The sequence below is a fragment of the Vicinamibacteria bacterium genome, from assembly GCA_035620555.1.
Lineage (GTDB): Bacteria > Acidobacteriota > Vicinamibacteria > Marinacidobacterales > SMYC01 > DASPGQ01.
Genome location: DASPGQ010000376.1, coordinates 1 through 24,759 on the forward strand (window position 1 = coordinate 1; position 24,759 = coordinate 24,759).

Genomic DNA, 24,759 nt, shown 5'->3' on the forward strand with positions numbered 1-24,759 from the left:
ATCGCTTGCCATCATCGCCGAAAGCCCGACCGCGGCAGCGAGAAGTAGGTACATCGCGTCTCAGAAGATAAAAATGGGAGCACCGACGGGAGTCATCCGGTAGACGCGCTCGAGATCGTCGTCACCGAGGCGAATGCAGCCGTGGGTGATGCTCCGACCCAGATACCGCTGGTAGAGAGTCCCGTGAATCATGAACCCGTCCCCAAAATAGAGGGCATAATCGCCGAGAGTATCGTAGTCACGCCTCTCGGACCACGTCTCGGGAATGGGTTTGCCTTCCTCGACGAAGGCCCAGTCCGGCTTGGTCCATACGGGATCCTCCACCTTGCGAACCACTCGGAACTTTCCGCGGGGAGTCTCGAAGATCCAGTCTCTATCGTTCTCCGGGTCCTTCAGCAGTCCGCCACTCCCCGTGGAGCAGGCTGCCTCGTGCAACACCTCTTCGCCTCGCTTCACGTACAGTCGATTCCGGGCGGTGTCCACGACGATATAGACCGATGATGGAACGAGCGCAGAGAGGCTCGCCCTGGCTCGCCTCGCCTTGGACTCGAGATCACGGATCTCCTTGTTGGCCTCGGCGCCCGACGGCTCCGAAGACGCCGGTAGCGCCTCGACCAAGTCATAAAGGTACGCCCGCTCGGCGATTGCGAAAAGAATCGACACCGTCAGAAGCGACGAGACGACTCCCCCGAGCACCCATGGAGCTCGGGATGGACGCGTCGCCGGTGCCACATCTTCTCCCGCCTTCTCGGCGCTAATATCCGACTGCTCGTTCCCGAGCTCCGTCATCGCGCCCCCCCCGTCGCGTTCATCTGCTCCGCGTTTCCCACGATGGCCACTGGGCTACCCACGGAAAGCTTTTCGAAGAGATCATCCATCTCGTCGTTGGTGACCGCCACGCATCCGTCGGTCCAGTTCTGCCCTCGGCCACCTTCCCCGTGGATCTCGATGAGCCCCCCGATGGAGGAGCTCCGGGAAACCTCGCCGTTCATCCTCGCCTCGCGAAATCGGCGACGGTCCGCGTCGTTGGGATAGCTCAGAAGAAGGGCCTTGTAGTAGCGCGTTTCCTTCGTTCCCTTCTTGCGAGTGACGCGATAGAGTCCCTCCGGAGTCGCCCCGTCACCCGACTGTAGCTTCTGCTTCAAGCCGTTATAGCCTAGCTCCACGTCGAGCCAACGAACGGGCCTTCCCTCCACCCACAGCACGGCGAGCTGGGCCCGCTTGTCGACGACGAGCGCCCGTCCGCCGGGTCTCTTCGACTCGCGAATCGCCGTGCGCACCCACTCTCGCCACTGGCGGAGATTCGCCGGATCTCCGAAACGCTCGAAGAGGGCTTTGATTTCCGGGGGGAGCTCCCCCGCGAGAGCGATCGCCTCCTGAGCCTTGTCCGAGGCCATGTGGAGCTCGCCATGGGCCATGAGACGTCGGGCTTCGGCAAGCGCCATTTCGGCCTGCCGCAATCGCGTGTCGACCGCGTAATGGACTCTGCGGACGCGCGACGTCTTGCCCGCCCTCACGGCTCGGTCGGCGGACTCGATCCAGGCCTCCGACTCCCCCTCTTTCGCGGCTCTCTCTCGCTCCACCACCCACTCGGCGATCGCGACGCTGTCCTGGGCTCTCTGCAGAGACGCCTCCCAGGGCTTTTCGCCAAAGGGCAGGCGGGGTCTGCTCCGTCGGACGGCGCTCTCAGCTTCCAGAAGCACCCGCCGCGCTTGAACGATGGATTGCTCGCCAAATCCACTCCGTCCGTGACGCGCCAGGGAGGCGAGTCGCTCGCGGGATTCGGCGATGCGTGCGAGGGCCTGCTCTTCGTCGGCCCACCGGCACGAGGCCGCGAGGAAGAGCGTGGTGCAAACCCGAAGAACGTCCCGCTTCCAGAACACGCGTGAAAGATTACTTCAAAAAGGGAGCGGACGCTTGGCCCGCTCCCCCACCGAGACGCTCTTAAGTCGCTGACTTCTTCGTTTGCGCCTGGGCGATATCTTCGGCGATGGCTTTTGCCTGATCTCTCACCGACTGCGCGCTCGTTTCCGCCATCAAGTACTTTCCGGCGGCGAACGACTCGCGTGCGGACGCGAGGGACGCGGTCATCGTTTCAATCTCCGCTTTCATCGCCATGAGATCGGCTTCGGTCCCCTTTCCCTTGGGAGCGGTCTCCAGCGCGGCCGTGGCCGCGGTGAGGGCGGCTTCGGCTTCCTGAAGAAGCGCCTCGGCTCTCGCCTTGACTTCCTCTCGGGCGCTAGACGCCTCGGTCGCGGCCGTTTTGGCGGCCTCGGTCGCTTTCTCGAGAAGCTGCGCGGCTTCGGAGTAGGACCGAACGAGGGCGAACTTGTCGTTCTGCGCCTGGACTTCCGTCATCGCCGAGTTGAAGGCGTCCTGAGCCATTTGCCACTCTTCCGGAGCGTAATCCGCGGCCTCTGCTGTTCTGGCAGTGTCCAGGGCCTGATTGGCGGCGTCGATGGCTTCCTGAGGAGCCTGAGCGCAACCGCCCATGAAAACGAGCGCGCCGACGAATAGCACGCCGACGACTGTCCTATACATTTCTTCCTCCCTGCGAAAGGGAAATGTTCTTTCGCAATGCAACAGTCGTGTGCTAGTGCAAGCGCAATGCCAAGTCTGTGTTTCGTGGGCCTCTCGCTCGTAACTCACTGAGCCCTGTGCCTCACAAGCTTCACCCGTACTTTTCGCCTGCGTTCTGTCGCCGTGCTCGAACAGCGCGAATTAGCTCTGGTGTGAAAAAATTGCGCGACCTCCCGTCGAACGGTAGAAATCTGCCGAACGGATACAGTAAGACCCTGGCCAATGGTCGGCTCAGGAAGCGATAAACTCCACCTGCGGAGAGCCCGCGCATCTCAACCGAATCGCCTCCGCAGATTAGAGGGAGCAGTTTCATGACGGATCGAACAGGTTGCAGCAACTTCGTCGCCGGCTTCTTCATCGGCGCGGCCATGGGGTCGATGTTGGCGATCCTCCTCGCGCCGAGGTCGGGTGCCGAGCTTCGGCGCGGCTTCACCGAAGGAAGAGAAAAACTGCGGGAGACAGCCTCGCACACTGTTTCCGAGCTCAGAGGTTCGGGTGAGGACGCTCGCGAAGCTTTCGAGCGGGCCAGGGAAGCCCTAGCCGAAGCGGTGGAAGGATTGAAGCAAGCGACGAAAGCGATCACCGGGAAATGATTAGCCCGTTCCGGCCCTCGATGGGTTCGTGAATCTGACCGATCCCGAGGTCGCCCGAGGAGAGCAACTGGATTCATGTTCGACGCGGAGCAGGATACGGCAATCCGACTGGCCTACGAGGCGGGAGGACGGGCCCTTTCCCTGGCCGGGCAACCGCTGAAAGTGGAGGGCAAGGGCGAAGGGTTCGGCCCGGTCACCGAGGTCGACCGCGAGCTCGACCGTTTTTTCAGGGAGGGGCTTCGCCGACAGTTTCCCGAAGACTTGGTCGTGTCCGAAGAATCACCGGTGCCCGCGACCGACCCCTCGGCTCGAATCTGGTACATCGATCCCATCGACGGGACGATGGAGCTGATCAGCGGGAACGATGAGTGGTCGATTCTCATCGGGCTCGCTCAATTCCAGCGACCCGTTCTCGGCGTCGTCCATCGGCCCGTGACCGGGGAGCTCTATCACGCCACCACACGCGGGGGAGCCTTCAGACGGTCGGAGCCGGGATCGGTGGATGTCGCCCTCCAGGTAAACGAGATCCATGATCCCGAGACCGCCGTCCTCATCCAGTCCCGAAGCCATCCGAGCCCGAAGGTCGCTCGCGTGGCGGAGAAGCTCGGCATCCAGAAGACGTATCGTCTCGGCTCACTCGGCCTGAAGCTCGCGAAGATCGCCGAGGGACAGGCCGATCTCTACCTGAATTTCTCGGGCAAGTGTCATTTTTGGGATCTGTGCGCGCCCGAGGTGATTCTCCGGGAAGCGGGCGGCGACGTACGGAGCCTGCGAAGCGAGCCCATTCCTTACGGCGTGGAGGTGACCGCCATCCGCATGCCTTTCGGCGGGGCCGCGAACGGATTGCTCGAGATCGTCGCCCGCGCGAGCGCCGGAATCGAGGTCGATCCGTGACCGAGCTGCGGCTCTTCGCCCTCGAGGCCAGCCGAGAGCTCGGTGAGAGAATCTCGGCCAAGCTCGGCATTCCTCTCTCCCCTCACGAGGAACGAGTTTTCGAGGATGGCGAGCACAAGTCCCGGCCGCTGGCGAGCGTTCGAGGAGACGACGTCTTCGTCATTCACTCTCTCTACGCCGACGAGAAGGAGAGTGCCAACGACAAGCTCGTGCGTCTGCTCTTTTTCCTCGGGGCCCTTCGCGACGCTTCCGCGGGCCGCGTCACCGCCGTCGTTCCCTATCTGGCCTACGCGAGAAAAGATCGGAAGACGAAACCCCGCGACCCGGTCACCACACGATACGTCGCCGCGCTCTTCGAGGCCGTGGGGATCGACCGAATCATCGTCATGGACGTCCACAATCTGGCCGCTTTCCAGAACGCCTTTCGCTGCCGAACGGATCACCTCGAGGCCAGACCGCTCTTCGTCGAGTATTTCGCTTCGTTTCTCGGCAAGGAGGAGCTCGTTGTTGTTTCACCCGACGCGGGAGGCGTCAAGCGTGCCGAGCTCTTCCGTCGGCATCTGGAACGCGTTGTCCACAAGGACATATCGAGCGCGTTCATGGAAAAGCACCGTAGCGGCGGGGTCGTGAGCGGAGAGACGCTCGTGGGTAGAGTCGCGGGTCGCGCCGTCATCATCCTGGACGACTTGATCGGTACGGGAACGACTCTGGCTCGTGCCGCGAAAGCCTGCCGTGAGCTCGGAGCCGCGAGAGTCCTCGCGGCGGCGACCCACGGCATCTTCGCTGGTGACGCGAATCGCGTCCTCGGCGATCCGGCTCTGGAGCAGGTAGTCATAACGGATACGGTCCCGCCGTTCCGACTCCATCCGTCGGTTCGGGTGGAAAGGATCCACGTTCTCGACGCCGGAACGCTCTTCGCGGAGGCGATCGCGAGAATTCACCGAGGCGGATCGATCGTCGAGCTCCTGGATGGGTGAGCGGACCGCTCGGGAGATTCGGCAATGAGCCGCGCCGCCAGGGCGACGTAGCCTTCCGCCTCTCTCCCTCCACTTCACGATGCCGCTCGCTCGCGTATCGAAGGTTCGGATTGCGCTCGACCCAGTCGATGACGACTCGGGTTTTTTGCCTTTGGAGCTAGGGAGGAGCCTAGTATCCAAACGCCGTTCCATGCGACTACGATGTGGTGCCGTTCGAGACGAGGTGGAAAAATGCGCAAACGATTGCCCGCTGCGGTCATCGTGGGACTCTTCGTGGGTCTCGCCGCGTGCGGTCCTCCGGAAAGGTCGCCGGCCGGCTTTCGTCTTCCCGATGGAGACGTCGAGGCCGGAGAGGCAGCTTTCCTCGAGCTCAGATGCAACGCTTGCCATCAGGTCCAGGGACTCGATCTTCCTCCTCCGGTCGCCGATCCGCCCGTCCCCGTCGCACTCGGGGGAAGGGTCGATTATCAGCCTACCGACGGCCGCTTCGTGACGTCCATCATCAACCCCGATCACAAGTTCCCCCGTGGCTACCCCGAGGAGCTCATCAAGAGCGGAAGCGGGTCGAGAATGGCGGACTACAGCGACGTCATGACGGTCCGGCAGCTCGTCGACCTCGTGGCGTTTCTGCACTCGCGCACCGAGTACGTACGGCCCGAGCCGGTCCACTGATTCTTCGAGGTCCGATCGAGCTCGCTACCTCCGGATTCAATCGACTCCCAGGAAGACGAACCGCCTCCGCTCCTCGCTGGTCCAGAGGCCGAGGCCTGCACGCTCGCCCACTGTGTCGATGGCGAGAATCGTGTCCGGGTTGTCGAACGTGACGCGCGCCGGCGTTCCGTTGCTGGAGAGCCTCTCGAGCAGCACCTCGTCCAGGAATCGCTCCTCTTCCGGAGTCGACAAGCGCCCTTTGAAACCGCGCCGATGAAGCCTCACATGAAAGGCTTTGCCGGCGAGCTTCGGGGCCCAGGAAAGGACGAGCTCCCGCGCCTTGGCTTCGAACTCCTCAGGAGAGTGGAAAACGAACGCCTGGCGGGCGGGTCTGACGTGAGCGATGGTATCGGGGAACCGAGGCCCCTTCGACCACTCCCCTACTAGCCAATCGAGAAAACCCTCCACCTCTGGAACCCTCATGACCATCACGTTATAAAACTGCGTGCGCGAAACGCTTCCCGCAGGGGAGAGAAGCTCACGGGCACGTCGAAATGTCCCGTCGCGCGTCGTAGCGACGACGTTCCAGTCGCGCATGCAGACGGCTCCCGTCGCCCGGCCCGTCAGCTGATGAGCTTCGAGGAGCCGACGATGGCGGCGGCGACGTTCGAAAGCTCGCTGATGAAAACGGTGAGCAGATCATCCACCGAAACGAGCCCCACGACGGAGCCTTCTTCGTCTACGACGGGTACGCGACGGATCCCCTTGTCGGCCATCTTGCGGGCGACGAGCATGATGGGCTCGTCACGACGGGCGGTGAAAGGATGAGCGCTCATGATGGACCCAACAGTTGCATCGGCCACCTCGTGGCCCTTCGCGACGCCCCGCACCACGAGATCCCGGTCGGTCACGATGCCGACGGGTCTCTCTTCAGAATCCAGCACCAGAACGCATCCCACGTTCTTCTCATTCATCAGCTTCGCCGCCTCGAGAAGGGTTCCCTCCCGGGGAAGCGAAGCGATTTCACGGCTCATGATTCTTCCGACTTGCACGACGATCCTCCTTCGGTCTCTACTCCACGTCCTCGTGCACCCGCCCCTCGAGCCGGGCGAGCTGGCCCGTGAGCCCGTCGAGGCGTTCCACGATATGAGCCAGGCTCGTGTGAAGGTGGTCGAGCTGCTCGTCTATGACCTTCACGGAATCGGAGACGAGTCGACCGACTTCGCCCTGATTCCGCGCTTTGCCGGCAAGCTCATTCAACTGCGGTTTTGCTTCCTTCCAGTCCATTTTCTTCAAAGGCCGTCAGGCCCACTCCTTTCTGAGCTCATGATTTCCCGCCCGCAGCAATGCCGAGGACGATGGCGCCCGTGCTCCGGAAGCCAGCGAGGAGCTAGGAGAGCGCGACTCCCGCGTGCTCGCGATCCCGGAACACACGAACCTGGTCGGTGGCTGGTCGCATACGATAACACCGGCCGTCACCATGCGAGCAAGATAAGGGCAGGCTCGCCGACGAAGGAACTCGGTGTATCCCTAGTTCCCCACCGTATTAGCCCCAGGGCCTGTCGTCCGCTATTCGACCGGCACGCGCCACGGTCTCTTCGAGGTCGAAGGCTCCGGTCCTTCCTCGACCCAGATCTCCCCGGCAGGAACCGATCGTTCGATCCACATGGCGAGGAGCATCTCGATGCCTTCACAGCTCTCGACCAGCCTCTTCAGCAGTTTCCGTTCTTCGGCTTCCATGCTTCTCTCCCTCCCCCCTTGGTTGTCGCGAAGCCTCCTCGAGACGCATACTCTTTCTTTAGCGCCTTCGAGAATCGCCTCCTCGAGCTCTCCCGCACTCGAGCTCTTGAGCATATATCCGGCCGCACCGCAGCGAAAGACCTCAGTATGATCTTCTGCAAGCAAGATGTGAAGCTTCTGCAATCGATGATCCCTTTCCCATTCATGTCGGGATAATCGATGCGACATAAGGCCTGGCAGAAGATGGACGGCTCGGAGCGTGCTGCTGAACGGACCAGCTTGCATTCGCAAGCATCCGATAGCAAGATGGCGACGCGCCCCCTACGGCCAATTTTCTCGAGAGCGTCGGACGCAGCGGCGCGTCAAAAAGCGATGTCGATGAGTGAAGAGCTCCGGTCAGCCAAAGAAGACCGGGAAACTCCTAGAGAACTCCAGTCGAAGAACGAGGAGCTCGCGAGGATCAACCGTCAGCTTCACGCCAAGGTAGACGAGCTGGAGCGGGCGAACAGCGGATTACATAACTTGCTCGACAGCACCGAGGTCGCCGCCGTCTTCCTCGACCCCGAGTTGAACATCCGCCGCTTCACCCCCGCGATCGGGAAGCTCCTCAATCTCATCACCTCGGACGTGGGACGGCCTTTCCGGGATTTCTCCTTTCGGTTCACCGACGAGAGACTCTTCGAAGACGCTTCGGCCGTGATCGAGAAACTCGCACCGAGCGAGAAGGAGATTCGATCGGAGCAAGGGCGCTGGTATCTCCGTCGCATTCTTCCCTATCGCCCCCAAGACAGCCGTATCGAAGGCGTCGTCATCACGTTCGTCGACATCACGGCTCGGAAGGCGCTCGAGGACGAGCAAGGGCGCAAGCTCGATGCGACCGAGCACAGGTTCCGCGTCCTTGCCGAGAACGTCCCGGCATTCTTCGCTTACGTCGATTCCGACGAGCGTTACACCTTCGTCAACAAGATGCACGAGAGCTTCTTCGGGATCCCCACCGAGGCGATCGTGGGAAAGAGCGTCGAAGAAATCGTCGGGACAGAAGCCTACGACGTTGCCAGGCCTCACATTGCCCGAGCGCTTTCCGGTCAAGAGGCACGCTACGAAGCCGAGTTTCCGGTCCGTGGCCGGACCGTCTGGCTTCGTGTGACTCTGGTGCCGGACGTCGACGTCGGGGGGCGCGTGCTTGGATACTTCGCCCTGGCGGTGGATACGACCAGCGAGAAGGCGGATATGCAGGCCCTCGAGGAGAGCCGCGATCGTCTCGCATCGGTTCTCGATACCGTCGCCGACGCCATCATCACGATCGACCAAGACGGCAAAATCGACGGGTTCAACCGGGCGGCGGAGCACATGTTCGGCTACAGCGCCGACGAGGCGATCGGACGAAACGTGAGCATACTGATGCCCGAGCCTCATCGGAGCGAGCATGACGCCTATATCGAACGGTACCTGACGACCGGAGAGGCAAAGATCATCGGTATCGGCCGCGAGGTCGTCGCCCAAAGGAAGGGCGGTTCAACGTTTCCGATCCATCTCTCCGTGAGTGAAATCAATCCGGGAGAGCGCTTCACCGGCATCATTCGCGACGTCACCGGGCGCAAGAAGGCCGAAGCGGACCTCGAGCGCAGCCGCGAAGAGCTGCGGTCTCTGTCGGCGCGACTTCTGACCGCGGAGGAATCGGAGCGGCGGCGTATCTCCCGCGAGCTCCATGACGACCTCAATCAACGTCTGGCGATGCTCTCGGTCGATCTGGAAACGCTCTCCCAGAAGGAAAGCGCCGCTGCCCTGTCACCGAAGATCGAGGAGCTTCGCGCCCGGGTGGCGAAGCTATCCGACGACGTGCACAGCATGGCCTACCGCTTGCATCCGGCGATTCTCGACGACCTGGGTCTGCCGGCCGCGCTGCGTGCCCTCATCGGGGACTTCACCGAGCGCCACGAGATCGCGGTCTCCCTGCGCGAAAGACATTTCCCCGCGCGGTTGTCGATGACGTTAGCCTCGTGCTTCTATCGCGTGGTGCAGGAGAGTCTGACGAATATCGCCAAACACTCGCAAAGCACCAAGGTCGAGATCCGGCTCGTGGGATCGAAACGGCAGACCCGTCTTTCCATTCGAGACCACGGCGTCGGCTTCGACGTGGAAGAGGTTCGAAACCATCGCCGGACCCTCGGCATCGTGAGCATGGAAGAACGAGTTCGGATGGTCGGAGGTCAGCTCTCCGTTCGATCGTCTCCGCGTAAAGGGACGCGCATCAGCGTCACCGTTCCCCCCGATCCGACGCCGCCCCCTGGATCATGAAGACCCGGGCACCCGTCCTTCAGAAGCGATATCCGATGTGGAGGGTGAATACGCCGAGAGAGTAGGTATCTCCCTCTGCGAGGGCCACCAGGACCCTGGCGTCGGGGCGAATGAAGATGTGCCGGCCGACGTCGACTCTCACTCCCCCGCCGAAGTTGAGGGCGGGGTCGGTGAACGAACGATTGCCGAGAAGGCCGTTACCGGGCACGACCAGGTTCCCGAGCCGATTCCCATAAAAGTGGGGCATTTGACCGAAGAAGTCGCCATAGGGCATATCTTCGGGAAACGGCATGTCGTCGAAGCTCGGTCCGCCAAAGAATCCTGGCCCGGCACCCATCATTCCCGGCCAGATGTTCGCTCCGGGTCCAAACTCGCTCACCATCGGGCCAAGAAAACGGCGATGATTCAAGTCATAGGACGCCCGGTAGACACCTCCCCCTGCGGTCACGTAGGGAACGAGCTTGCGATCCGACGGAACGAGGCTGACGAGCAGGTTTCCACTCAAGTCGAACGCATCTGCTCCGCTGCCGCGGTCCAGGTACTGTCCAGCCGCCTCCAGAGCCAACCTCGGCGTCAGCTCGAAGATGAACGTGCCTCCGACGGCAACCCCAGTATCTGACGAGCCGCTCGATAGTCCACCGGTGAACGAGAGAGAGGTCCATCCCCCTCCCGTCTCGCCCGTCTGGCCGTATCCGATGCTCGTCGCAAGAAGAGAAACCGACAGAACGATAACACTCGATACCTTCCGCGGGTGCATGAAGCACCTCCTCAACACGATTCGGCAGTTCACAGTGCAAGCACGGTGCCACGTGGGATCTTCGAGCAACCCGGCTCAATGCGATGCAGTGGGCGCCGCTGCAGAGCCGTCCAGCTCGGAAGGCCAGCACTGGTGCGCCATCTCCCCCACCGGATAGCGCCCGACGTGGTAACCGCGATTCAGCTGACGAGAAGGTGCTCCTCGGAAAAGGCGGGCTGCGCACCGATCGCCCGCAGCGTGTCGGCGATGCGCTCCGGCCTGCCCCAATCACTCCAGAGCACGTCTCGGAGCGGCAGGACCGCGAGCTCGCCGGGCGCCTTCTGGAGGACGTGTCTCGAAAAATCCCGACCGGGCATCATCTCGTAGATGAAATTCAAGGTCTCCGCCTCCGCGGGTCTCCCGACCGCCTCGCGGAGGAGCGTGTAGAAAGGCATGATCTCGGGGATTTGCCGCCAGGCCAGGCTCCAGAAAGTGGCAACCCTCCCAACGAGAACCATGCTGTTCCACAAGCCGCCTAGAGCGAGAATGGCCGCGCTTCTCTCGGCAGACGGCTTCTCCACGAAGGCGCTTACCTCGTAAAGATCCGCTTCCTCGAGGTCGAGCCGCCGTCCCGGTTGTACCCAACCGTAGTCGAGCTCGGGACCTTCCGGCTCGACACCGACGATCACCAGTCGGTCCGCATGCCGTTCGGCCGCGGCAACGGCGCTCCTCACCGTCGCGAGAAACTCGTCCTCGGGAAGCACGAAGTGATCGGAGGGATAGATGATGACGATGCCGTTCGGATCCTCTGCCTGCACGCGCGCCAATGCCAGGAGGATGCCTGGGGCCGTTCCTCGATTCGAAGGTTGAGCGAGCAGGATTCCCGGGTGACGATCTCCGAGCTGCGCCCGCGCTTCGAGCGCGTGCTCACGGGCGACGACCGCAATCCTTCGTCCCGGACGGCTCAGAGCATCCGCCCGATCGACGGTCTGCTGAAACAGGGACCGATTCCCCGCAAACGTGCAGTACTGCTTCGGCTTGTGATACCCGAGCCATCGCTCGATGAAGGGTCTCGTCCGCTCTCCCTCACCGCCTGCGAGGATGATCGCCCACGGGCCCGAGCTTCCGCCACGGCCGTCTCTCGTCTTCACGGAAAGAATCCTTCCCCCCGGTCCTGGAATCCTGTTGTGAACCCCCGTACCTTTAACGCGACGGGACGGATACAGGGAACTGGGCGAGTCCCTAGTTTGCGCCGGAAAAGCCCCCAGGACCCCGTCGGCGAGTCAAAGAACTTGAAACGAACGTGCGCCCCGCGTGGACCTCGCTAACGGCAATCAAGATGTCGGAGGCGACGGAGCTCTTGAGCACATAGCCGGACGCGCCGGCACGGAAGGCTTCCTCCACATAGGCGGCATCACCCTGCACCGACACGAAGATGACGCGCGCGGAGGTCGACGCTCGAATCTCCCGAGCCAGCGCGAAGCCGTTCTTCCCCGGCATGCTGATGTCGAGAAGGACGACCTCGGGAACGAGCTCCATCACCTTCGTCAGCACCCCGTCGGCCTCGTAAACCGCCCCGACCCAATCAACGTGAGACTCCAGGATCTCGTGGAGCTTCTCCGAGAAGGCAACGTGATCGTCCACATGCAGAACCCGAATTCGGCCCACCGGTTCACCCTACTGGCGATATCGTGCCCCTTGAACTAGGTGGATCCCGGGAAGAGCGAAGAAATGCCCCGAGTATCACAGGGAAGCGATGCCGTGGGCCACGGCATACTTCGTCAATTCTGCCGTCGTGTGGAGGTCGAGCTCCTCCATGATCCGCGATTTGTGAAACTCCACGGTCTTGATCGAAATGTCGAGGATGGCCGCGATCTCCTTGATGGACTTGCCTTCGGCCACGAGCTGGAGAACCTCTCGTTGACGTGGCGTGAGACCAGGCGTCCTCGAAGGCGGCTCCTTCCGGCTCGCCTCGACTTCCTCGAAAACATCCTTGAGCACGTCCTTCGCTACCGCGGGCGTGACGTAGAAACGGCCCTTCAGGACTTCCTCGATGGCGAACACGAGCTCGGAGCCGGCGGAGCGCTTGAGAAGGTAGCCGGATCCTCCGGCGCGAAAGGCCTCGCTGACATAGGCCGGGTCGGCGTGCATGCTGAGAAAGACGATCTTGGCCGAAGGGACGCTCTTACGGATCTGCCGGGCGGCGTCGATGCCGTTCAAAAGGGGCATCGAAATATCCAGAAGCACGACGTCGGGGCGGAGCTCTTTCACCGCTTCGAGGAGAGCTCGGCCGTCCTCGACCGCGCCCGCGGGCTCGAAGTGGGGCTCGAGAAGCTTCTTGATGCCCTCGAGAACGAGCGTGTGGTCGTCGGCCAACAGGATACGAGCTTTTCTCATCTGCAGGTCGCCCCCCGCGCGCGCCCGTAATCTTACCATCGATGGCCGCGAGTCCGAGCAGGTTGACGACGGTGGACTCTCCTGGACGAGGGAGAGACCTCATTGCGTGATTTGCCCGCTCGAGATGGGTGTGGAGACGCGATCGACCGCTTTGCATATATTCCCGCCACTCCCCGCATCCGACATTTGCGCACGGCCGGCCTGCCTGGCATAGCATTAGCAAGGCTAGTTCTCATATCGGGAGGTTCTCGATGAAAAACACGACAAGGCTCATGCGGATTCTCGGATCGGCGGCTCTGTTCGTCGGCTTCTCCGCTCCCGGGTGGGCGGTACAGCATCATCACGGCGGCCACCATCTTCATCACCATGGGCAGCTCCCCGCCTATGACGCGACGACCGAGTTGACGCTCGAAGGCACCGTCGACGAGCTCGTTCGGATGGAGCGGCCAGGCTGCGCCGGCTGCGAGGGCGGAACGCATGTTTTTCTTGGCGGTCATGACGTCGAGATTCACCTGGGACCTTCGAGCTTTCTCGAGTCCAAAGGCTGCCAGATCAAGGAGGGCGACGATCTTCGGGTCACGGGATCCAAGCTTTCTATCGATAGCTCTTCCGTGTTGTTGGCTAGAGAGCTGCACTGCGGCGGTGAGACCGTCGTTCTTCGTGATGAAAGCGGTCGACCGCTCTGGAGCGGCGGTCGCTGACTCCATCGACATGGATCCTTCGCTCCTCTCGCTTTGAAGTCGAGTCCCGGGGCCACTATGTTCCTGACGACGCGCGGCCTTCTCGTCGGCTACCGAGGCCGCGCGATCCTGCCTCCTATCGACGTGACCGTGCGCCGCGGCGATTTCTGGGCCGTCGTGGGTGTCAACGGGAGCGGCAAGACGACGCTGCTTCGAACTCTTCTCGGCCTGCTTCCGCGCGTGGGGGGCCAGATCGAATGGAACGAAGAGACGGTCCTCAGCTATGTCGCTCAGTGGAGCGACTTCGACGCCAGCGTGCCGAGCCGGGTTCGCGATTTCGTTCGTGCCGGCCTCGATCGGGGCTGGTCGTTCCTGAGATGGGGCCACCGCGATCCGGATTCCGTACAGGAAGCGCTCGCAGAAGCGAAGTGCGACCGGCTCGCCGATGAGCAGTTCTCGAGTCTCAGCGAAGGCCAGAAGGGCCGCGTACGGCTCGCGCGAGCTTTGGTGTCGAGTCCCAACGTCCTGGTCCTCGACGAGCCGACGAGCGCGGTGGACTCGGTGACCGAGGCGGCCATCTTCGACACGCTCGACGAGCTCCGGCGCGTGCGTGGCGTTACGCTACTCGTCATCAGCCACCGCACGCACGTTTTCGTGGGTCGAGCGACGCACGCGATTTTCGTCGATCGTGACGATGGGGCGGCGGTCACCGGCACCTTCGAGGAGGTCGTGAGAGCGCCACCATTCTTGTCCCGTCACGGTCCCATCGGCTCGTACGGATTCGCGCGACCTGACGCGCCTCGGACCGGTCGCTGACGTGCAGGCGGAAGAAGGCGGTTTCGGCGCCTTCCTCGAGTCATGGAACCTGTTTCGAGATCCCATCCTTGCCGGAAGCCTCGTAGGAGCGGTTCTCGGCTTCCTCGGGGTTTACGTCGTTCTGAGGCGGATGGTATTTCTGTCGGCCGCGCTGTCTCAGTGCGCGGGATTCGGCGTGGCCCTCGCACTCTTCGCCGAGGCACAGTGGGGGGCGGTGATGCTCGTCACCTCGCCTCGGTTGGCGACGCTGGTCGTGACCCTGGCAACCGCGGCGCTCTTATCACTCACACACCAGGACACCTCGACCCGGCGTGACAGCTGGCTCGGCTTCGCGTTTCTCCTCGGAGCCGCAGGCACGCTGGCAATCGGGACTCGCATCAGTTCGGGCAACCAGGAAATCCAGTCCATTCTGTTCGGGTCGGCCGTCGCCATTCTTCCCGAAGATCTGCTCACGGTGGTCATCGCCTCCGCCGTCATGCTCGGACTGCACATTTGGTGGCTTCGCGGCTTCTCGCAAGTAAGCCTCGATCCTGACGGGGCTTACGTTCGGGGCCTGCCGGTGCGCCTTCTAGAAGTCACACTTCTTCTTTCGCTCGCCCTCGCCATCTCTCTCTTCACTCAGATTCTGGGCGCCCTACCGGTATTCGCTTTCAGCGTTCTTCCCGCCATGGCGGCGCTTCGCGTCTCCATCCACGTTCCGATGGCTCTGACCGTCGCGGCAACGCTGGGTGCTGCGGCCGGGTTCGTCGGCTATGCCTTCGCTTTCGTATACGAACTGCCGGTGGGAGCGTCCCAGACCCTGGTGGCCCTCGGCGCGGTGCTGGCGGCCGAGCTGGTGCGGACGGCAGCCGTTCGCGGCAGGCGCGCCTAGGATTGCGAGTCCGGGCCGGCCATCCTCTCCGGAACGGCTAGTCGAAAGGCCGTTTCCTCTCTGCCTCGCCAGTCATGGGAACGAACCGGACCGGGAAGACCGTTCGAGTCTCGTACCCTTTGTCGGTCCGCTCGATCACTTCGAGCTCCTGGATAGCCGAGCCCACGGGAATCACCAACCTCCCGCCAATGCGGAGCTGATCGAGGAGTGGCCGCGGAACCTCCTCCGGAGCCGCGGTCACGATGATGCCGTCGAACGGAGCGTCATCCGGATGACCTCGATAGCCATCACCGGTGATGACGGTGATATTGTCGTAACCGAGCGCCCGAAGCCTCGTCCTCGCTTCTTCGGCAAGCTCGGGGATGATCTCGATGGTGTAGACGTGCTCGACCAGCATGGATAGAACGGCCGCCTGATAGCCTGACCCGGTTCCAATCTCCAGAATCTTGTGCTTCGGTTCGGGCGCCAGAAGCTGCGTCATGACGCCTACGATGTAGGGTTGCGAGATCGTCTGACCGTAACCGATGGGTAGAGGGTAATCCTCATAAGCCACATCCCGCAGATCATCCGGCACGAACAAGTGTCGCGGCACATCGCGCAGAGCTTCGACTACGCGCGCATCCGTGACCCCCCGTTCTTCGATCTGATCGTGCACCATCGCCACCCGTTGATCGCGCCGTTCATCCTGGCCTTCCTGGGCTCGAGGGCCGCACAGTACCGGAATTGCGATGGCGATCCAGTACTCGATTCTCACGGCGCCCCTCGGCTCCAGAGGCTCAGCCGACGAGCTCTCTCGCCCTCTCGTACGCGTCCGCGCCCTTGTCTCGGATTTCCTCAACCATTTCCGAGGCTCGGTGAGCGAGCTTTCGTCCCTCGCGACTGACATCCCGGCGAAGTTTCTTCCCCGACATCGGCGCGAGGAGCAACGCCGCGATACCCCCGAGGGCCACGCCCACGAAAAAGCCCACCAAGAAATTTCCGCTCTCATTCTTCATGGCTTCTTCCTCCATGGGAATCTCCTTTGCTCGATTCGAAGCAATTTCGGTGCCATCGATCTTACGATACCGAGGCGCCGTCTATCCACTTGGGTCCCTCTCTAGTACTCAATGCCGTGGCGGGACCCGCGATCGTCCGGCCGCCACGGCTCGGCCTTTGCGGCGCTTCGCGCCGATCTCGCGGCAGACGCTTTGGCCGCCGCTCGGCAGGCGGGACTGTACTTTTTCATCAGCCTGCTGACTAGGGTATTTGTCCCCGTGGGCTAGGGGTTCTCCCGGTTCTCAGACGGGGCCGTCGTCCGTTATCTTCGACCGATGCGCGGTCCGCCTGCGCTCTCATTGCCTGCGTTCTCATCGCCTGTGGCGCACCCGGACACGGGCAACGTCGACGCATGATCGACGTGGGGGAGGAGCATGAGTCAATCCCAAAGGATCCAGCGTTTTCCGATTGGCGCCCTACGACGCCGTGACCTTGCCGAGAGACTTCGCGAGAGGGTGGAAACTCGGTTCTCAGGGCTAAGGTGGCCCGTCCGGATCCGAGATTGGACGGGAGCCACTTACCGCGTCGGAGGCGAGCGAGAGCACTGGTGTGGCGAGCCGCTCACGGTCGTCATAAAGACCGAGTTTGCCGGAAGGAAGCTTTTCGCTTTCGACGCTTTCCGTTTTCTCGAGTGCTTTCTGCGTGGCGAGGTCGATCTAGAGGGCAATCTCTACATCCTCTCCGAGATTCGACGAGAGGGCGTGTTCCCCATGAAGTTCTTCCACGGCCTCCGGACGGTATTGAGAAGCAGCGGATTCCAGAATCAGCTTCGGGCACGGTTGAGCGTGAAGAAGCACTATGACGTTTCTCAGGAAGCCATCAACCTCTACCTCGACAAGGCCTACCTGGCTTATTCCTGTGCGATGTTCGAGCACCCGCAGGCTTTCGAACGGGAGGAGCTTCTCCGTGTGGGGAAGGGGCGAGGCGATACCTTCGACTCCCTGGAGAAGGCGCAGTGGAGAAAATTCCAGGACGCCGTCGATTTCATCGCGCCGGAGCCGGGCGATACCCTGCTCGACGTCGGCTGCGGCTATGGCGGCCAATTGAGGGTTGCCCTCGAGGGCGCTCCGTTCGGAAAGGTCGTGGGCTGGACACACTCATCGAATCAAGCAAAGCTCGGATCGAGCCTGCTCGAGAGCTTCGACCCAAAGCGGTGGGAGCTTCACGAGGGAGACTACCGTCAGGAGTCCCGCGTTTTCGATCACGTGACCTCCGTGGGAATGGTAAGTCACGTCGGCCCGCGCGGTCTCGTGCCTTACATGCGGAAGATCCGCGCCTGCATGAGAACGGGTGGAAGATACCTGCATCACGCTCTGATGGTCGCCCATGACTCTACACCCCATGACCTTCAAGTGGGGCTCGCCTTCAACAAACGTTACATGTGGCCGGGCTTTCACTGGTTCACCCTCGGAACTCACGTGCGCGCGCTCGAACGGAACGGCTTCGAGGTGCAGCGAGCCGTCAACCTATCAGCCGATTACGCCAAGACGACGGCGGCTTGGTACGAGCGCATGATGGCGAATCAGGCAGAGATGGTGCGCCTGGTGGGCGAGCCAGCCTTTCGCGCCAAACGGTGCTTCCTCGCCGGGATCTCGGGGACCTTCGAATCCAAGGGGGTGCACGTGTACCGGCTGTATTGCGTCGCCGTGTAGGTCGGAATGCTGAGGGCGTGGCAACTGGAAGCGGGAGGACATCGATGTTGCACAAGGCAGGGTGCATGGCCCTCTTCGCCATGGCTTTCGCCTGGACGGAGAGGGATTTCGAACCGGCGCACTATCGCAGCGGAACATTGCCGGTGGAGACGGTCCAGCCACAAACTGCCGGTGGTGGTCAGGTGTTGCTCGAGCTCCGCATCGACGAATCCGGACGGGTCGGGAGCGTCACGACCTTGAGATCGACCCCACCGTACGCCGAGCTTCTCGGGAATGCTGTCGGCCGGTGGCATTTCGCTCCGGCTCGAGCGAAACCGGAGGGGAAAGACGAGCTCGTTCCCGTCGAATCCCGAGTCCTCGTTGCCGGTTTGTTTCGCCCGCCGACCTCTTATGATGCGCCCGCCCGCGGCGAGGTTCCGGAAGATGTCGCCTCGGCCTCCGAAGAGGTGCCGTTCCCCGTCCTCACCCCGACCCCCCTCTATCCACCGACGGCCGCCTCGCACACCGGTCAGGTCGTTCTCGTCGAAGTGGATGTGGGCCAAGAGGGGAACGTCACCGATAGCAGAATCGTTCGCGGCGCATTCGGATTCGATACCGTTTCGCTCGAAGCGGCCCAGGAGTGGAAGTTCCGTCCGGCACGCCGCGAGGGACGCGCGGTTTCGTCGACCGTCTATATCGTTTTCGGCTTCCGCGAGCCCGTCGCCGTTGAAGGTTCTTGACGCAGCTGCGCGTCTATTCGGCCAACCCGGTGGGGCTTTTGGCTCATCGTCTCGGGTGATCGATACGCTCCTGCGTCGCCCCCCGCGTCATTACAGCATCAGGCAGGCCTCAACGGGCTGGCATGTCTCGTGCACATCGGAAGGCCGAAGGAGTCATCATGAATGAAGTCAAGGATCTGTTGAAGACGACGCTCGAGGAAATCGAGAAAGTCCTGAGCACCCGGAGCGTCGTGGGCGAGCCCATCGAAGTCGACGGCAACACTTTGATCCCGCTGAGCAGTATCGGCTTCGGATTTGGCGCTGGCGGCGGATCCGGGAGAGCCCCGAAGGCAGAAGCCACTGAGGGAGCCGGCTCCGGCACCGGAGGTGGGGGTGGCATCAAGCCGGTCGCCGTGGTCATCGTCAACAAGGACGGAGTGCGCCTCGAGCCGATCCGGGGCATGGCGGGTAATTTCCTGGAAGCCATCGGCGGCGCCATCGGGACGGCCCTCGAAAAGAAAGAAGAACGCACCACGTCCTGAAGCGATGCTGATCGCGGCGTTGGCGGCGCTCGTCGTCTTCCTTGGCGTCGTCCTCTGGACGCCCATCGATCTGGAGCTCGCGGCCAAACGAGATCCCGAGCTGCGAGTGCGTGCTCGTGTCGCCTGGCTCTACGGTCTCGTGTCGGTGGACCTCGGCTCCGGTGGGCGCGAGGCTCAGCCAGAGATGGCGGCAACGCCTGGGTCGAAGGCCGGTGGGGGTAGCCGCGGCGGGCCTTCGCGGGTCTGGCGAATCGCGCGGACTAGGGGATTCCTGCCCGCCGTCGTGCGTCTTGTTCGACGGATCGTCTCCGGCATCGATTTGAGACGAGCGGAGCTCTGGGCCCGCACCGGACTCGACGACCCGGCGGACACCGGCCGTCTCCTCGCGTTCTTGTTCCCCCTCGCCCGCTACCTCCAGTCCGTGTCGCGCGTTCGCATCGACATCGAGCCAAACTTCGTCGAGCAGGTGTTCTTCTTTCACGTTCGGGGAGATCTCCGGATCGTTCCTTTCAGGATCGTCGGACCGGTTTTGCTCTTTGCCGCTTCTCCGGCAACAGTGAGAGCGATTCTCGCGGCACGGGCTTGAAGTGCGAAAGCTCGGTCTGGGTCGAAACCGGCGGGTGGGTGCATGGACTCTCGTCCCTGTCGAGCTCACGGTCACCGGCTCGTCCCCGATCGAAACCTCGAGCTATCTCTACGCAAGCAAGAGGCCGCGCGCCGTGGTCCTTGTCCGTGACGATGGCGCGCACCTCGCCCTCGACACGGAAGGACGAGAGGTTCCGCTCGCCCGTCTTTTAGCCGAGATGCCGGGGCTTCAAGGGGAACTTTCCCGGATCACGCCCGCCACCACTCGACGAGCCAAAGAGTCAGGCCGGGAACATAGGTGATGAGTAGGACGGCGACGAACAGAATGACCACGAACGGAAGCGTCGAACGATAGATTCGCGTCAGCGGCCGATCGAAGCGATAGGCGGAAAGAAACAGGTTCTCACCCATTGGAGGCATGAGGTAGCCGAGCTCCATGTTGGCGAGAAAGATGATCCCGAGGTGCACTGGGTCGATGCCGTAGATGGCGGCCATAGGCGTGATCAGCGGCACGATGACGAGAATCGCCGAGTAGATGTCCATGAGGGCCCCGGCGACGATCAGGAGGACGTTCAGCGCGAAAAGGAACAGAATGGGCGATTCGATGTGAAGCTTCACCCAATTCAGAAGGTGCATCGGCACTTCGGCGAGAATGAAGTAGCTCGTAAGCCCGAGCGCCACACCGAGAATGATCATGAAGCCACCCACGAGCGTGGCGCTCTCCACGAAGAGGCGCGGGAGATCTCGCCTGACGCTCAAATCCCGGAACAGGACACATTCGACGAGGATGGCGTAGACGACGATCAGGGCGGCCGCCTCTACGAGCGTCGTGAAGCCGGCAAAAATCCCGCCGAGCAGGATCACGGGCAAGAGCAGCTCCCATTTGGCCTCCCACACGGCGGCACCGGCCTCGCGACCGCTGAACGGCGTTCTCGCCGAGCCGCTCCTCACACCTCGGAACGCACCCCATCCCGCGACGACGGCGATGAGCAGCAAGCCAGGGACGAGCCCCCCGACGAACAGCTCTTCGATCATGAGCTCGGCATAGAAGGCATAGAGGATTACCGGGAGGCTCGGTGGCAGCAAGAGTCCGATCGAACCCGAGACCGTCACGAGTCCCACGGACGTGTCCTCGGGATAGGACGCCTTCACCAGTACGGGGAGAAGGAGTCCACCCATCGACAAGATGGTGACGCCTGAGGCTCCGGTCAGAGGGGTAAAGAAGGCGAGAACCACCACCGAGACGACCGCGATACCGCCGGGCATCCAGCCGAAGAGCGCGGTGAAGAGACGCATGAGCCGCCCGCTCGAGCCGCCTCCGGCAAGAAGATACCCGCCGAGGGTGAAGAGCGGGATCGCGGGAAGCGCCGCCGAAGTGCTCAATCGATAGGTCTCGCCGGGAACGGCCGAGATGGGAGTCCCATCCACCCAGAAGAAGAGCATGGCCAGGCCGCCGATCGCAGCGAAGAGGGGCATGCCGAGTGCCGTTCCCGCGAGGATGGCGAAGATCAGAGGAGCCAGAAACGGCGCGCTCGGGAGGGTATCCAGAACGCCAAACGCGAGGGGAGCGAGAAGACCGAGCGCGGCGATGGCTCGGCCACGCCACGATTGCGACGCCTTCCAGACGAGTCGTCCGGCAATCGCGGCGAAGCCGAGCGGCATGACCATCGAGAACACCCAGAGCGGGATTCCCCAGGCAACGACGTCCCCGTACTCCCGATCGAGGCGAACCAGTTCGACGCTCGCGATAAACAACAGGCTCGTGATCGCCGACGACAGAAGGGCCGTCAACATACGAGCCCGCCGTTGCCAGCGCTCGGGCAGGAATCTCGTGAGGGAGACCGCCAGCAAACGATCGGAGCGTGCCGCAAGGGCTCCGCCGAAGAACGTCGCCCATAGAGTCATGTGCTGAACCAGAGGAGCGGAGCCGGGCACGCCGCCACCCAGCCTGCGTCCGACGATCTCGGCGAGCGGCAGGACCGTCATGACGCCGAGAACGGCAGTCGCGATAGCGTTCTCGACTCGCGTTTCTGCGGGATGCCGCTCAGCGCGAGTTGGAGCTGCGGTACTCGTCACGATATCGCTTCGCCTCCTCGTGCAGCTCCGGTGGCCCGAGCAGCTCGCGCAGCGTGGGCATCGCCGCTTCCACCTCGGCGCGCCACAGGTCGCGCGCTCTGTCGTCGAGCTCGACCACGACGAGACCGCGGCTCTTCATCTCGGCGATCGCGTCCTCGTGGGCCTTGCGGATCTCGGCCCGGAGCTCCTCGCCCGCCTTACGAGAGACTTCGAGAAGCTTCGGCCGAAGCTCCGACGGAATCTGGTCCCACGACCTGGTGCTCACGACCGTGGCAGCGACGACCGGAGCCCACTTCAGGTCGATCATATGGTTCGCCACTTGATAGCTTCGGTCGAGGAGGGCGAACAGAGGCGGCACGTCGAATGCGTCGATGAGCCCCGTCTGGAGCGAGGTCAGCATGTCCGTCGTCGGAAGCGGCACCACCTGGAAGCCGAGGTCCTTGAAGGCCTTCTCGGTGTCGGGGTCGCCCGCGGAAGTCCAGAGCTTCATTCGGCGAACGTCGCCTGGTGTACGCGCCGGCTCACGGGTGAAGAAATAGACCCACCCGGCATCGCTCCAGTTGAGGACTTTGAAATTCCGCGCCTCGATCCTCGCTTCGAGCTTCGGCGCGAGGCGATCGCGCACATAGTCCAGCTCCTCGTAGGACTCGAAGAACATAGGATAATGCAGGCAGTCGACCCCGTCGTCGATGCGCGAAAGGCCCGGCCCCGAGACGGCGACGGCGTCCAGACTGCGGCGTTGCACCTTCCGCACCATCTCGCCCTCGTCACCGAGGACCCCGCCGGCGTAGATCCTGAGCTCCACGCTCCCGTCGGAGAGGCGGCGCCATTCCTCGCGCATTTTCAGGAGAACGTCGTGCCACGTCGAGCCTTCGGGAGCGATGGTCCCGAGCTTGATCACGATTTCTCCCTCCGCCGGGCTCGAAAATGGGAGGGCCAGCAACCAAAGGACCATGGGGAGCGATTTCACCTTCATAGACTGTCTCCGTCAGGTTCGAGAAAGAGCACTTCGATCTGCTCCAGCAACCACTCCGCCCGCCGCCGAGCGACGAGATTCGCAAGACGCAGGCTCGGGTAGGCATCGGGATCGACGGCAAGAGCCACGTTGACGAGCTCTCGAAATTCGTTCGCGTTCTGCGCGGGAACGGAGACGGTCTCGGCGTAGGCGAGATGCAGACTCGCCCGCTTGCCGCTCGAAAGCTCGAGCGCTCTCTCATAGTGGGCGCGAACCGCGTCGACGTCGATACGGCCCGGCTTGGCCCCGGCGAGCGTGATCTGGAACTCGTGAAGCGCCCCCTCTTCATAAGTCTCGTCGAGCTCCATCGCCCGCCCAAGGAGCGCTTCGACCTCCGGTATGCGTGCCAGCATCGATGCGTCGTTCTTGGCCACCGAGATCGCGAGGCCGAGAGACGCGGCGCTCCAGTAGAGGTAGGGGAGGACATCCTTCGCCTTCCCGGTCTCGACCATGCTCACGGCGGCTTCGGGGTCGCGCGGCAGGGTCGTGCTGAATCCCGGATAGAGCAGATCCAACCCCCGCAACCCGTAACGATGGGCACGAAGATAGAAACGGCGCGCCCGCTCTCGAAGAGCTCTCGCTCGCTCGAGACTCTCGTTGGCCATGACCTCGGCATCGAAATGCACATAGACATAGGAATAGACACAGAAACCGTTGGCGGCGCCGAGCAGCAGTCCGCGATGCTCCGGGGATTCCTCGATGAGGCTTTCCACGAGCTTGAGCGAGAACGGGAGCGCATCCCCCACGAACTCGATGTCTTCATCGCTCTCGTAGATGGATCCGCCCGAGGCAAGAACGTCGCCAATCTGGTTGATGGCGTACTTCCGGATCGAGCACCCCACACTGGCTGCGATCAACAAAAGACAAAGCAATGCGCTTCGAAACAGCAACTCCACACACCGGCCTTGCAAAGAATGCGCGCTCAATAAACGCGCAAGGCCCGGATCCTACCGGAAAGATCGGAGCATTTCACACGAAGCTACGAGCCGCTCTGCTCTGTGGTCGTATACCGCTCATGGAGAAACGCAACGAGGTCGATGAGCTGCTGTACCGTCATGACCTCGTTGAAATTAGCCATGCGCGAGCCCTCGCCGCTCATGATGCGTTCTTCCTCTCCCGCGGGGTAGATGCTGTGCGAGGGGTTCGCGATGGATGTCACGAGCTCGCCGTCCGTCGGTTCTCGCATGGCGATACCACCGAGCTTCACGTCCACGACCGGCGTCGCCGTGGGGCGGGGAAGGTCATCCTCCAATCCCGCCACCTCGTGGCAGGTGAAGCATTTGAGCACCTCGAACGCCACTCGGCCCTGCTGAGCGTCGCCTTCAGGCAGCGCAAAGCCGCGTGGAGCACCCGTCTCCTGACAACCGAACGAAACACCCATCAGAATAAGGACGGCAATGAAGGAATGGTGTCGCATGATCACTCTCCTACTCACGACGTCACGACAGCTCGGGAAGCCAACCGGCCAGACTGGCGATGAGCAACGAGAGCACCAGGAACAGGATGATCAACGTGACCCGGCCGACAAGAGTATGAAGAAGGAAATGGCTGATGCTGCTCATCGTTAACCTCCTTCGTCACTTGACGAGCAGAACGGAACAGCGTGCGAAGATGCCGATCTGATAGCTCAGGGTACCCCACCCTTCCGACGGGGCTTCGTCCCCGACACGATGCGATTGGATGACGATGAGGCCAGCATCGAGCTTCTCCGCCTCGTCGAGAATGGTCTTGGCGCGTGGGCCGTAGGCCACCTCCGCGGTCCACCGAACCCGCTTCTCGTCCAGCATCTTGCCGAGCTCGCCGAGATGCGCCGAAGCCCTCTCCTCCAGCTTGCTGTAGAACGCACTCTGCTCGTCGACACTCATGCCGGGAATCGTCTCGATCACGTGCAGCAGGCAGACGCTCCCTCCGGGCGCCGAAAGA

31 protein-coding genes are annotated in these 24,759 nt (G+C 62.6%); 12 read left to right on the top strand and 19 right to left on the bottom strand.

Going from position 1 to position 24,759, the window contains the following annotated elements:
• Positions 1-60: 60 nt before the first annotated feature.
• The 3 genes from VEK15_15030 to VEK15_15040 all read right to left on the bottom strand — a co-directional run bounded on the left by VEK15_15030 (position 61) and on the right by VEK15_15040 (position 2,541).
• The gene (locus tag VEK15_15030; GenBank protein HXV62010.1) at positions 61-789 is read right to left on the bottom strand and encodes a L,D-transpeptidase; all 729 of its coding nucleotides are present in this window, start codon (positions 787-789) and stop codon (positions 61-63) included.
• Positions 786-1,883: a L,D-transpeptidase gene (locus tag VEK15_15035; GenBank protein ID HXV62011.1), complete on the bottom strand. Its 1,098-nt coding sequence runs from the start codon at positions 1,881-1,883 to the stop codon at positions 786-788. The genes VEK15_15030 and VEK15_15035 overlap by 4 nt, the downstream gene beginning before the upstream one ends.
• A 61-nt stretch (positions 1,884-1,944) precedes the next feature.
• Positions 1,945-2,541, bottom strand: a complete 597-nt coding sequence (locus tag VEK15_15040) for a hypothetical protein (protein ID HXV62012.1) — start codon at positions 2,539-2,541, stop codon at positions 1,945-1,947.
• Positions 2,542-2,891: 350 nt separating this feature from the next.
• Between VEK15_15040 and VEK15_15045 the strand changes: the two genes are divergently transcribed.
• The 4 genes from VEK15_15045 to VEK15_15060 all read left to right on the top strand — a co-directional run bounded on the left by VEK15_15045 (position 2,892) and on the right by VEK15_15060 (position 5,716).
• Positions 2,892-3,173, top strand: coding sequence for a YtxH domain-containing protein (locus tag VEK15_15045; protein HXV62013.1), 282 nt, complete (start codon positions 2,892-2,894; stop codon positions 3,171-3,173).
• Positions 3,174-3,248: 75 nt separating this feature from the next.
• The gene (locus VEK15_15050; GenBank protein ID HXV62014.1) at positions 3,249-4,067 is read left to right on the top strand and encodes a 3'(2'),5'-bisphosphate nucleotidase CysQ; all 819 of its coding nucleotides are present in this window, start codon (positions 3,249-3,251) and stop codon (positions 4,065-4,067) included.
• Positions 4,064-5,044 carry a ribose-phosphate pyrophosphokinase gene (locus VEK15_15055; protein HXV62015.1) on the top strand — a complete coding sequence of 327 codons (981 nt, stop codon included), beginning with the start codon at positions 4,064-4,066 and terminating at the stop codon, positions 5,042-5,044. The genes VEK15_15050 and VEK15_15055 overlap by 4 nt, the downstream gene beginning before the upstream one ends.
• Positions 5,045-5,275: 231 nt before the next feature.
• Positions 5,276-5,716: a c-type cytochrome gene (locus VEK15_15060; GenBank protein ID HXV62016.1), complete on the top strand. Its 441-nt coding sequence runs from the start codon at positions 5,276-5,278 to the stop codon at positions 5,714-5,716.
• A 36-nt stretch (positions 5,717-5,752) separates the two neighbouring features.
• Here VEK15_15060 and VEK15_15065 read toward each other — a convergent pair whose 3' ends face one another.
• From VEK15_15065 to VEK15_15080, 4 genes are all read right to left on the bottom strand, one after another.
• Complete coding sequence (locus tag VEK15_15065; protein HXV62017.1) at positions 5,753-6,292, bottom strand: THUMP domain-containing protein; 540 nt, start codon at positions 6,290-6,292, stop codon at positions 5,753-5,755.
• A 26-nt stretch (positions 6,293-6,318) separates the two neighbouring features.
• A complete protein-coding gene (locus VEK15_15070) occupies positions 6,319-6,747 on the bottom strand; it encodes a CBS domain-containing protein (protein ID HXV62018.1) in 429 nt (142 codons plus the stop codon).
• 19 nt (positions 6,748-6,766) lie between these two features.
• Positions 6,767-6,955 (bottom strand): hypothetical protein, encoded by a 189-nt coding sequence (locus tag VEK15_15075; protein ID HXV62019.1) that lies wholly within the window; start codon positions 6,953-6,955, stop codon positions 6,767-6,769.
• 309 nt (positions 6,956-7,264) lie between these two features.
• On the bottom strand, positions 7,265-7,435 hold the full coding sequence (locus VEK15_15080; protein ID HXV62020.1) for a hypothetical protein: 171 nt from the start codon (positions 7,433-7,435) through the stop codon (positions 7,265-7,267).
• A gap of 378 nt (positions 7,436-7,813) precedes the next feature.
• Between VEK15_15080 and VEK15_15085 the strand changes: the two genes are divergently transcribed.
• Positions 7,814-9,733: a PAS domain S-box protein gene (locus VEK15_15085; protein HXV62021.1), complete on the top strand. Its 1,920-nt coding sequence runs from the start codon at positions 7,814-7,816 to the stop codon at positions 9,731-9,733.
• A gap of 19 nt (positions 9,734-9,752) precedes the next feature.
• Here VEK15_15085 and VEK15_15090 read toward each other — a convergent pair whose 3' ends face one another.
• The 4 genes from VEK15_15090 to VEK15_15105 all read right to left on the bottom strand — a co-directional run bounded on the left by VEK15_15090 (position 9,753) and on the right by VEK15_15105 (position 12,866).
• Positions 9,753-10,490, bottom strand: a complete 738-nt coding sequence (locus VEK15_15090; protein HXV62022.1) for a hypothetical protein — start codon at positions 10,488-10,490, stop codon at positions 9,753-9,755.
• A 179-nt stretch (positions 10,491-10,669) separates the two neighbouring features.
• Positions 10,670-11,620 (bottom strand): sugar phosphate nucleotidyltransferase, encoded by a 951-nt coding sequence (locus VEK15_15095; GenBank protein ID HXV62023.1) that lies wholly within the window; start codon positions 11,618-11,620, stop codon positions 10,670-10,672.
• A gap of 91 nt (positions 11,621-11,711) precedes the next feature.
• Positions 11,712-12,137, bottom strand: a complete 426-nt coding sequence (locus tag VEK15_15100) for a response regulator transcription factor (GenBank protein HXV62024.1) — start codon at positions 12,135-12,137, stop codon at positions 11,712-11,714.
• Positions 12,138-12,212: 75 nt separating this feature from the next.
• Entirely contained in the window at positions 12,213-12,866 is a 654-nt protein-coding gene (locus VEK15_15105; GenBank protein ID HXV62025.1) for a response regulator transcription factor, read from the bottom strand.
• A gap of 251 nt (positions 12,867-13,117) precedes the next feature.
• Between VEK15_15105 and VEK15_15110 the strand changes: the two genes are divergently transcribed.
• The 3 genes from VEK15_15110 to VEK15_15120 are packed head-to-tail and all read left to right on the top strand — an operon-like array spanning position 13,118 to position 15,233.
• Positions 13,118-13,567 carry a hypothetical protein gene (locus VEK15_15110; protein ID HXV62026.1) on the top strand — a complete coding sequence of 150 codons (450 nt, stop codon included), beginning with the start codon at positions 13,118-13,120 and terminating at the stop codon, positions 13,565-13,567.
• A gap of 57 nt (positions 13,568-13,624) precedes the next feature.
• Positions 13,625-14,362 (top strand): ATP-binding cassette domain-containing protein, encoded by a 738-nt coding sequence (locus tag VEK15_15115; protein HXV62027.1) that lies wholly within the window; start codon positions 13,625-13,627, stop codon positions 14,360-14,362.
• A 1-nt stretch (position 14,363) separates the two neighbouring features.
• Positions 14,364-15,233: a metal ABC transporter permease gene (locus VEK15_15120; protein ID HXV62028.1), complete on the top strand. Its 870-nt coding sequence runs from the start codon at positions 14,364-14,366 to the stop codon at positions 15,231-15,233.
• Positions 15,234-15,270: 37 nt separating this feature from the next.
• Here the strand turns inward: VEK15_15120 and VEK15_15125 are convergent, their stop codons facing one another.
• The gene (locus VEK15_15125; protein HXV62029.1) at positions 15,271-15,987 is read right to left on the bottom strand and encodes a protein-L-isoaspartate(D-aspartate) O-methyltransferase; all 717 of its coding nucleotides are present in this window, start codon (positions 15,985-15,987) and stop codon (positions 15,271-15,273) included.
• Between the two features lie 22 nt (positions 15,988-16,009).
• Complete coding sequence (locus VEK15_15130) at positions 16,010-16,228, bottom strand: YtxH domain-containing protein (protein HXV62030.1); 219 nt, start codon at positions 16,226-16,228, stop codon at positions 16,010-16,012.
• 495 nt (positions 16,229-16,723) lie between these two features.
• On the opposite strand from VEK15_15130, the gene VEK15_15135 reads away from it, so the two are divergent.
• The 4 genes from VEK15_15135 (at position 16,724) to VEK15_15150 (ending at position 19,746) form a co-directional block, all read left to right on the top strand.
• The gene (locus tag VEK15_15135) at positions 16,724-17,920 is read left to right on the top strand and encodes a class I SAM-dependent methyltransferase (protein ID HXV62031.1); all 1,197 of its coding nucleotides are present in this window, start codon (positions 16,724-16,726) and stop codon (positions 17,918-17,920) included.
• A gap of 44 nt (positions 17,921-17,964) precedes the next feature.
• Complete coding sequence (locus tag VEK15_15140) at positions 17,965-18,639, top strand: energy transducer TonB (protein ID HXV62032.1); 675 nt, start codon at positions 17,965-17,967, stop codon at positions 18,637-18,639.
• A 158-nt stretch (positions 18,640-18,797) separates the two neighbouring features.
• Positions 18,798-19,160 (top strand): spore germination protein GerW family protein, encoded by a 363-nt coding sequence (locus VEK15_15145; protein HXV62033.1) that lies wholly within the window; start codon positions 18,798-18,800, stop codon positions 19,158-19,160.
• 4 nt (positions 19,161-19,164) lie between these two features.
• Positions 19,165-19,746 carry a DUF2953 domain-containing protein gene (locus VEK15_15150; protein HXV62034.1) on the top strand — a complete coding sequence of 194 codons (582 nt, stop codon included), beginning with the start codon at positions 19,165-19,167 and terminating at the stop codon, positions 19,744-19,746.
• Positions 19,747-19,994: 248 nt separating this feature from the next.
• Here the strand turns inward: VEK15_15150 and VEK15_15155 are convergent, their stop codons facing one another.
• The 6 genes from VEK15_15155 to VEK15_15180 form a co-directional block, all read right to left on the bottom strand.
• Complete coding sequence (locus VEK15_15155) at positions 19,995-21,821, bottom strand: TRAP transporter large permease subunit (GenBank protein HXV62035.1); 1,827 nt, start codon at positions 21,819-21,821, stop codon at positions 19,995-19,997.
• Positions 21,790-22,797: a TRAP transporter substrate-binding protein DctP gene (gene dctP, locus VEK15_15160; GenBank protein ID HXV62036.1), complete on the bottom strand. Its 1,008-nt coding sequence runs from the start codon at positions 22,795-22,797 to the stop codon at positions 21,790-21,792. The genes VEK15_15155 and dctP overlap by 32 nt, the downstream gene beginning before the upstream one ends.
• The gene (locus VEK15_15165; GenBank protein HXV62037.1) at positions 22,794-23,693 is read right to left on the bottom strand and encodes a TRAP transporter TatT component family protein; all 900 of its coding nucleotides are present in this window, start codon (positions 23,691-23,693) and stop codon (positions 22,794-22,796) included. Before VEK15_15165 ends, dctP begins: the two co-directional genes overlap by 4 nt.
• Before the next feature lie 122 nt (positions 23,694-23,815).
• Entirely contained in the window at positions 23,816-24,253 is a 438-nt protein-coding gene (locus VEK15_15170) for a c-type cytochrome (GenBank protein HXV62038.1), read from the bottom strand.
• 22 nt (positions 24,254-24,275) lie between these two features.
• A complete protein-coding gene (locus VEK15_15175) occupies positions 24,276-24,398 on the bottom strand; it encodes a hypothetical protein (GenBank protein ID HXV62039.1) in 123 nt (40 codons plus the stop codon).
• A 15-nt stretch (positions 24,399-24,413) separates the two neighbouring features.
• On the bottom strand, positions 24,414-24,759 hold a 346-nt coding region (locus VEK15_15180; protein HXV62040.1), incomplete at its 5' end, for a universal stress protein.

Excerpts from the sequence above, each read along its gene's own strand:
- VEK15_15090 (HXV62022.1), bottom strand. The coding sequence starts at position 10,490 with ATGCACCCGCGGAAGGTATCGAGTGTTATCGTTCTGTCGGTTTCTCTT.
- VEK15_15105 (HXV62025.1), bottom strand. The coding sequence starts at position 12,866 with ATGAGAAAAGCTCGTATCCTGTTGGCCGACGACCACACGCTCGTTCTC.
- VEK15_15115 (HXV62027.1), top strand. The coding sequence starts at position 13,625 with ATGTTCCTGACGACGCGCGGCCTTCTCGTCGGCTACCGAGGCCGCGCG.
- VEK15_15110 (HXV62026.1), top strand. The coding sequence starts at position 13,118 with ATGAAAAACACGACAAGGCTCATGCGGATTCTCGGATCGGCGGCTCTG.
- VEK15_15175 (HXV62039.1), bottom strand. The coding sequence starts at position 24,398 with ATGAGCAGCATCAGCCATTTCCTTCTTCATACTCTTGTCGGCCGGGTC.
- VEK15_15045 (HXV62013.1), top strand. The coding sequence starts at position 2,892 with ATGACGGATCGAACAGGTTGCAGCAACTTCGTCGCCGGCTTCTTCATC.
- VEK15_15030 (HXV62010.1), bottom strand. The coding sequence starts at position 789 with ATGACGGAGCTCGGGAACGAGCAGTCGGATATTAGCGCCGAGAAGGCG.
- VEK15_15150 (HXV62034.1), top strand. The coding sequence starts at position 19,165 with ATGCTGATCGCGGCGTTGGCGGCGCTCGTCGTCTTCCTTGGCGTCGTC.
- VEK15_15040 (HXV62012.1), bottom strand. The coding sequence starts at position 2,541 with ATGTATAGGACAGTCGTCGGCGTGCTATTCGTCGGCGCGCTCGTTTTC.
- VEK15_15050 (HXV62014.1), top strand. The coding sequence starts at position 3,249 with ATGTTCGACGCGGAGCAGGATACGGCAATCCGACTGGCCTACGAGGCG.
- VEK15_15060 (HXV62016.1), top strand. The coding sequence starts at position 5,276 with ATGCGCAAACGATTGCCCGCTGCGGTCATCGTGGGACTCTTCGTGGGT.
- VEK15_15145 (HXV62033.1), top strand. The coding sequence starts at position 18,798 with ATGAATGAAGTCAAGGATCTGTTGAAGACGACGCTCGAGGAAATCGAG.
- dctP (HXV62036.1), bottom strand. The coding sequence starts at position 22,797 with ATGAAGGTGAAATCGCTCCCCATGGTCCTTTGGTTGCTGGCCCTCCCA.
- VEK15_15085 (HXV62021.1), top strand. The coding sequence starts at position 7,814 with ATGAGTGAAGAGCTCCGGTCAGCCAAAGAAGACCGGGAAACTCCTAGA.
- VEK15_15065 (HXV62017.1), bottom strand. The coding sequence starts at position 6,292 with ATGCGCGACTGGAACGTCGTCGCTACGACGCGCGACGGGACATTTCGA.
- VEK15_15170 (HXV62038.1), bottom strand. The coding sequence starts at position 24,253 with ATGCGACACCATTCCTTCATTGCCGTCCTTATTCTGATGGGTGTTTCG.
- VEK15_15080 (HXV62020.1), bottom strand. The coding sequence starts at position 7,435 with ATGGAAGCCGAAGAACGGAAACTGCTGAAGAGGCTGGTCGAGAGCTGT.
- VEK15_15130 (HXV62030.1), bottom strand. The coding sequence starts at position 16,228 with ATGAAGAATGAGAGCGGAAATTTCTTGGTGGGCTTTTTCGTGGGCGTG.
- VEK15_15140 (HXV62032.1), top strand. The coding sequence starts at position 17,965 with ATGTTGCACAAGGCAGGGTGCATGGCCCTCTTCGCCATGGCTTTCGCC.